The organism is Mycobacterium sp. (genome assembly GCF_035570115.1).
Lineage (GTDB): Bacteria > Actinomycetota > Actinomycetes > Mycobacteriales > Mycobacteriaceae > Mycobacterium.
This window is the reverse complement of sequence record NZ_DATMLH010000245.1, coordinates 1-5,273: the sequence shown is the minus strand read 5'-3', so window position 1 is coordinate 5,273 and position 5,273 is coordinate 1. Positions and strand designations below refer to the sequence as shown.

General features: G+C 67.3%; 6 protein-coding genes. 2 read left to right on the top strand and 4 right to left on the bottom strand.

The genetic code is table 11. The features are described from left to right. Positions 1-201 precede the first annotated feature (201 nt). Positions 202-942: a hypothetical protein gene (locus VNW74_RS22820; protein WP_325681021.1), complete on the top strand. Its 741-nt coding sequence runs from the start codon at positions 202-204 to the stop codon at positions 940-942. A 37-nt stretch (positions 943-979) separates the two neighbouring features. Here the strand turns inward: VNW74_RS22820 and VNW74_RS22815 are convergent, their stop codons facing one another. Further along, positions 980-2,107 carry a GuaB3 family IMP dehydrogenase-related protein gene (locus tag VNW74_RS22815; protein WP_325681022.1) on the bottom strand — a complete coding sequence of 376 codons (1,128 nt, stop codon included), beginning with the start codon at positions 2,105-2,107 and terminating at the stop codon, positions 980-982. 30 nt (positions 2,108-2,137) lie between these two features. Next, positions 2,138-3,739: an IMP dehydrogenase gene (gene guaB / locus VNW74_RS22810; protein WP_325681019.1), complete on the bottom strand. Its 1,602-nt coding sequence runs from the start codon at positions 3,737-3,739 to the stop codon at positions 2,138-2,140. A 253-nt stretch (positions 3,740-3,992) separates the two neighbouring features. On the opposite strand from guaB, the gene VNW74_RS22805 reads away from it, so the two are divergent. After that, entirely contained in the window at positions 3,993-4,385 is a 393-nt protein-coding gene (locus VNW74_RS22805; protein ID WP_325681017.1) for a DUF5319 domain-containing protein, read from the top strand. A 45-nt stretch (positions 4,386-4,430) separates the two neighbouring features. Here the strand turns inward: VNW74_RS22805 and VNW74_RS22800 are convergent, their stop codons facing one another. Continuing rightward, positions 4,431-5,084: an anti-sigma-D factor RsdA gene (locus VNW74_RS22800; protein ID WP_325681015.1), complete on the bottom strand. Its 654-nt coding sequence runs from the start codon at positions 5,082-5,084 to the stop codon at positions 4,431-4,433. Then, a partial coding sequence (locus VNW74_RS22795; protein ID WP_325681013.1) for a sigma factor-like helix-turn-helix DNA-binding protein occupies positions 5,077-5,273 on the bottom strand: 197 nt, incomplete at its 5' end. The genes VNW74_RS22800 and VNW74_RS22795, both read right to left, overlap by 8 nt.

Genomic DNA, 5,273 nt, shown 5'->3' with positions numbered 1-5,273 from the left:
CCAGCAAGGTCGCCAACTCGTACCTGGCTGCGCAGAGCGTCGCCGGCCTGGCCTGTGTTGCTGGTGCGGTGTGGAGACCGCCCCGCCTTTATTGGATCGTTTCCAATTTGCCATCTAATTGAGACATTTTTCTTGCCATGCAATAAGCTCCCGTCTCAGGAAGCTGTCAGCAAGCCAGACACTTAATAGGGGGACTTGTCAATGAATAATCGTCGTATAGCACTCGGCCTCGGCACGGGTGCGGGTGCTTTGCTGGGCGCCGCGCTGCTCTCCGGCGTCGCCAGCCCGCTCGCCGCCGCCGACCCCACCGACGTCTTTGCCGTTGACCCGGTAACAGCCACCGACCTCTCGACTTTCGGTGCGTTAACCGGAGATGCCACCACGAACCCATATGACATTACGACACTGCCGGCCTTCGGCGGTTTGGGGACGGACACTACAGAGACTGAGTTGTTGGCAAACTACGACACCGGCGTCGACGGCACTTCAACGCCCGTCCTCGCGACCGGACCGGAGGCCGGGAGTGAGACGGAGCTCATCAACATCTACAGCAATCCGCTCTTCACCGACACATCGACAGACGTCACCGCAGCCTTCAGCGCCCCAGGCGTCACCGAAAACCTCGTCTCCCCTATAGGCTCCGACTCTGGCGCCCTCGCCAGCAACGTGGGCACTGAGACGGACACCATCCTGCTCGACCCCTCATCGGGCCTCGATTTCGGGATTTCCTTAGAAAGTGTCCCGAGCACGATCAGCGGCGACGCTCCCACGGTGACCGAGGACCTCATTACCCCGCTAGGGAATTTCCCCATCAGCGACCTCCTCGGCGGCTCGGACCTCACTTCGCTGCTCGGGAGCGGCGACGGCCTCGGTTCGCTGCTGACCGGCGGGGACCTCTTGACGGGTCTCGACCCCTTCGTGTCGTTGCTGACTAGCTTCTGAGGTTAGTCAAGCTGAGCGTGCCGCTGGTGCGGTGCGCTCAGTTTCCGACGGTCAGGCCGACCTTCTGGAACTCCTTGAGGTCGCAGTAGCCGGCCTTGGCCATCGAGCGGCGCAGGCCACCGACGAGGTTCAGCGAGCCGAACGGGTCGTCGGACGGGCCGCCCAGCACCTGGCGCAGCGGCGGGCGCTCGCCGACGGCGACCTGCAGCAGCGCCCCGCGAGGCAGCGACGGGTGCGCCGCGGCCGTCGGCCAGAACCAGCCGTCGCCCAGCGCCTCGGCCGCCTCGGCCAGCGGCGTCCCGAGCACGACGGCGTCGGCGCCGCAGGCGATGGCTTTGGCCAGCTCGCCGGACGTGTGAATATCCCCGTCAGCCAGCACGTGGACGTAGCGGCCGCCGGTCTCGTCGAGATACTCGCGCCGGGCAGCCGCGGCGTCGGCGATCGCGGTCGCCATCGGCACGCTGATCCCGAGTACCTCGTCGCTGGTGGTCACCCCCCAGGTAGAGCCGTAGCCGACGATCACCCCGGCCGCGCCGGTGCGCATCAGATGCAGCGCCGTGCGGTGGTCGAGCACCCCACCGGCCACCACGGGCACGTCAAGCTCGGAGATGAAGGTCTTCAGGTTGAGCGGCTCACCGTCGCGCGCGACGCGCTCGGCGGAGATAATCGTGCCCTGGATGACCAGCAGGTCGATACCCGCGGCCACCAGCCCCGGCGTCAACGCCTGGGCGTTCTGCGGGCTCACCCGCACCGCGGTCGTCACCCCGGCGTCGCGGATGCGGGACACAGCGGCGGCCAGCAACTCGGGATCCAGCGGCGCGGCGTGTAGCTGCTGGAGCAGCCGGATGGCCGCCGACGGTTCGGGCTCTTTGGCGGCCGCCTCGGTGACCTGAGCGATCTTGGCGGCCACGTCCGCGTGTCGGCCGATCAGCCCTTCGCCGTTGAGCACTCCCAGACCGCCGAGCCGGCCGAGCTCGATGGCGAATTCCGGCGACACCAGCGCATCGGTCGGATGGGCGACGACGGGGATCTCGAACCGGTACGCGTCGAGCTGCCACGTTGTCGACACGTCCTGCGAAGAGCGGGTGCGCCGTGACGGCACGATGTTGATGGCATCGAGTTCGTAAGTGCGCCTTGCCGTTCGGCCCATGCCGATCTCGACCATGTCACGCATGAGCGACCCTTCTCGATCGGTTCACCGCACGTAGTAGTTGGGCGCTTCGGCGGTCATGGTGATGTCGTGCGGATGGCTTTCTTTCAAGCCCGCCGGCGTGATCCGAACGAATTGCGCGTGCTGAAGCGTCTCGATGGTGTTGGACCCCGTGTATCCCATCGCGGCGCGCAACCCACCGGTGAGCTGATGGATCACCGACGACAGCGGCCCGCGGAAGGGTACCCGGCCCTCGATGCCCTCGGGCACCAACTTGTCCTCGGACAGCGCGTCGTCTTGGAAATAGCGGTCCTTCGAGTACGACTTGGCCGGCTCCCCCGAAGCCCCACGCCCTTGCATGGCGCCCAATGACCCCATGCCGCGGTAGCTCTTGAACTGCTTGCCGTTGACGAAGATCAGCTCGCCGGGGGCCTCGGCGGTGCCAGCCAGCAGCGAGCCCAGCATCGCCGTCGATGCGCCCGCGGCCAGCGCCTTGGCGATGTCGCCGGAGTACTGCAGTCCGCCGTCGGCGATCACCGGCACGCCCGCCGGGCCGCAGACCGCTACTGCCTCGAGGATCGCGGTGATCTGCGGCGCCCCGACGCCGGCCACCACCCGGGTGGTGCAGATCGAACCTGGACCCACACCGACTTTGACTGCGTCGGCGCCGGCCTCGACCAGCGCCGCGGCCGCCGACCTGGTGGCGACGTTGCCGCCGACCACCTCGATCCGGTCGCCGACCTCGGCCTTGAGCTTGCCGACCATGTCGAGCACCAGCCGATTGTGCGCGTGCGCGGTGTCGACAACCAGAACGTCAACTCCCGCGTCGACCAGCGTCATGGCCCGCACCCAGGCGTCGTCGCCGATCCCGACGGCGGCGCCAACCAGCAATCGGCCGTCGCAGTCCTTGGTGGCCAGCGGGTGCTGCTCGGTCTTGACGAAGTCCTTGACGGTGATCAGCCCGGTCAGTCGGCCGTGACCGTCGACGATCGGCAGCTTCTCGATCTTGTTGCGGCGCAGCAGGCCCAGCGCCGCGTCGGCGCTGACGCCCTCCTGGGCGGTGATCAGCGGAGCCTTGGTCATCACTTCGGCGACCGGTTTGGTCTGGTCGACCTCGAAGCGCATGTCGCGGTTGGTGATGATCCCAACCAGCGCACCGAAAATGTCGACCACCGGCAGCCCGGAGATCCGGAATTTCGCGCACAGCGCATCGACTTCGGCCAGCGTGTTGTCCGGCCGGCAGGTGACCGGATCGGTGACCATGCCCGCCTCCGACCGCTTCACCATCTCGACCTGGCCCGCTTGTTCGCCGACCGACAGGTTGCGGTGCAACACGCCCATGCCGCCGGCCCGGGCCATCGCGATGGCCATCCGCGACTCGGTGACGGTGTCCATCGCCGAGCTGACCAACGGCACCTTGAGCCGGATCTTCTTGGTGAGCTGGCTGGAGGTATCCGCAGTGGCGGGCACCACATCTGAGGCAGCCGGCAGCAGGAGGACGTCATCAAAGGTCAGGCCCAGCATCGCGACCTTGTGCGGATCGTCACCTCCGGTGGGCACCGGGTCGTCGGCGAGGCCACCGACGCGGACGTACGGCTCGACAATCAGGTCGCCGCTGCCTTCAAGACGGGACAAGCCAGATGACATTGCCGGGGCCCTCCCATACGCATGCGGAGTAAGAGCCTCATCCTATCGGCTCCGCCCGCCGACGATGCGCGCCGCGCAGGGTGCGAGGTGGGAGTACCCCCAGCCGCGTAGCGGCTAGGGGGCGAGGCGGGCAGCCTGACCTTGAGACGCAGCGGCGACGCGCGCCGGGGGCGGCTCGCAGGGCGGCGACATGGGGGCTGGTCTGCGCGCATAGCGCTGGCGTGATACCCGCCCGGCTGCGTAGTGTGGACCCGTGCGCGACTACCTCCCGCCGGGTTTGCCGCCCGATCCCTTTGCCGACGACCCATGTGATCCGTCGGCGGCGCTGGACGCCGTCGAGCCCGGCCAGCCGCTTGACCCCCAGGAGCGTATGGCGGTCGAGGCCGATTTGGCCGACCTGGCGGTCTACGAAGCCCTGCTGGCGCAGAAGGGTATCCGCGGCCTGGTGGTGTGTTGTGACGAGTGTCAGCAGGACCACTACCACGACTGGGACATGCTGCGCGCCAACCTGCTGCAGCTGTTGGTCGACGGCACGGTCCGTCCGCACGAGCCGGCCTATGACCCCGAGCCTGACGCCTACGTCACCTGGGATTACTGCCGGGGGTACGCCGACGCCTCACTCAACGAGGCGACCTCGGAAACCTAGATATTCCGAGGCATCACGGCCAGTCGCTAACCAGGCCTTTTCGCCTCAACCGCCCACCGAGTTGGGCTGCTGACTCGGCGCCGCCGTCGCATGGGGATCACGATTGGCAACCTTCGCGTTCAACAGGTTCACCCGCTCGACCAGGTCCTGTTTGCGATCGTTGTCCATGACGGTCTGTACCCGGTCGCTGACCGAGGCCAGCTTGTCTTGCGCTTCATCCCACTGACCCAACGTGATCAATTGCTCGACTGAGTCCAGGTCGTCCTGGGCGGACCGCGCGATCCGCTCATCGTGCACCGAAGCCGGCTCGCCGAGCACCCTGGTGTGGACGCCGTAAAGCGTGTCGCCGGGCTGGGCCTCGCCCATCATGGCGACGAATCCGCCGACGCTCAGCACGGTCGCGGCCAGGGCCCCCACCAGCGCCATACGACGGTGGATACGACGACGGGCTACCCGCCCGCGATCCAACGCGGCGACGGCGTCCCGCGCCGTGCAGAACCAGGGCGGCACCGGGGTCCTCAACTCGTCGCGCCAGTCCTCCAGCAGCCCGGCCAGCACCCTGTCGCCGGCGCCGCCGTGGTCCGCGATGTCGCCGACATCGGTCGGCTCACGTTTTGCCAGTGCGTCGATGAAGCCCTCGGTGCGGGCCACTGCGCCCGGATCAGGCTGATCAAACGGTGAATGAGTCGACTCAGACATAATCTCGCCCCGCTGCAACAATTACGGATTTCAGCCGCGCCAAGGCGCGGTGTTGGGCAACGCGTACGGCTCCGGCGCTGCTGCCGACGGCGCTGGCCGTCTCCTCAGCGCTCAATCCGACCACCACGCGCAGGATCAGGATTTCGCGTTGCTTCTCGGGCAGAACCTTGAGCAGCTCGCTCATCCTGG

Bases quoted from the DNA above. Each gene is read 5' to 3' on its own strand.
- VNW74_RS22820 (WP_325681021.1), top strand. From the start codon at position 202: ATGAATAATCGTCGTATAGCACTCGGCCTCGGCACGGGTGCGGGTGCT.
- VNW74_RS22815 (WP_325681022.1), bottom strand. From the start codon at position 2,107: ATGGTCGAGATCGGCATGGGCCGAACGGCAAGGCGCACTTACGAACTC.
- guaB (WP_325681019.1), bottom strand. From the start codon at position 3,739: ATGTCATCTGGCTTGTCCCGTCTTGAAGGCAGCGGCGACCTGATTGTC.
- VNW74_RS22800 (WP_325681015.1), bottom strand. From the start codon at position 5,084: ATGTCTGAGTCGACTCATTCACCGTTTGATCAGCCTGATCCGGGCGCA.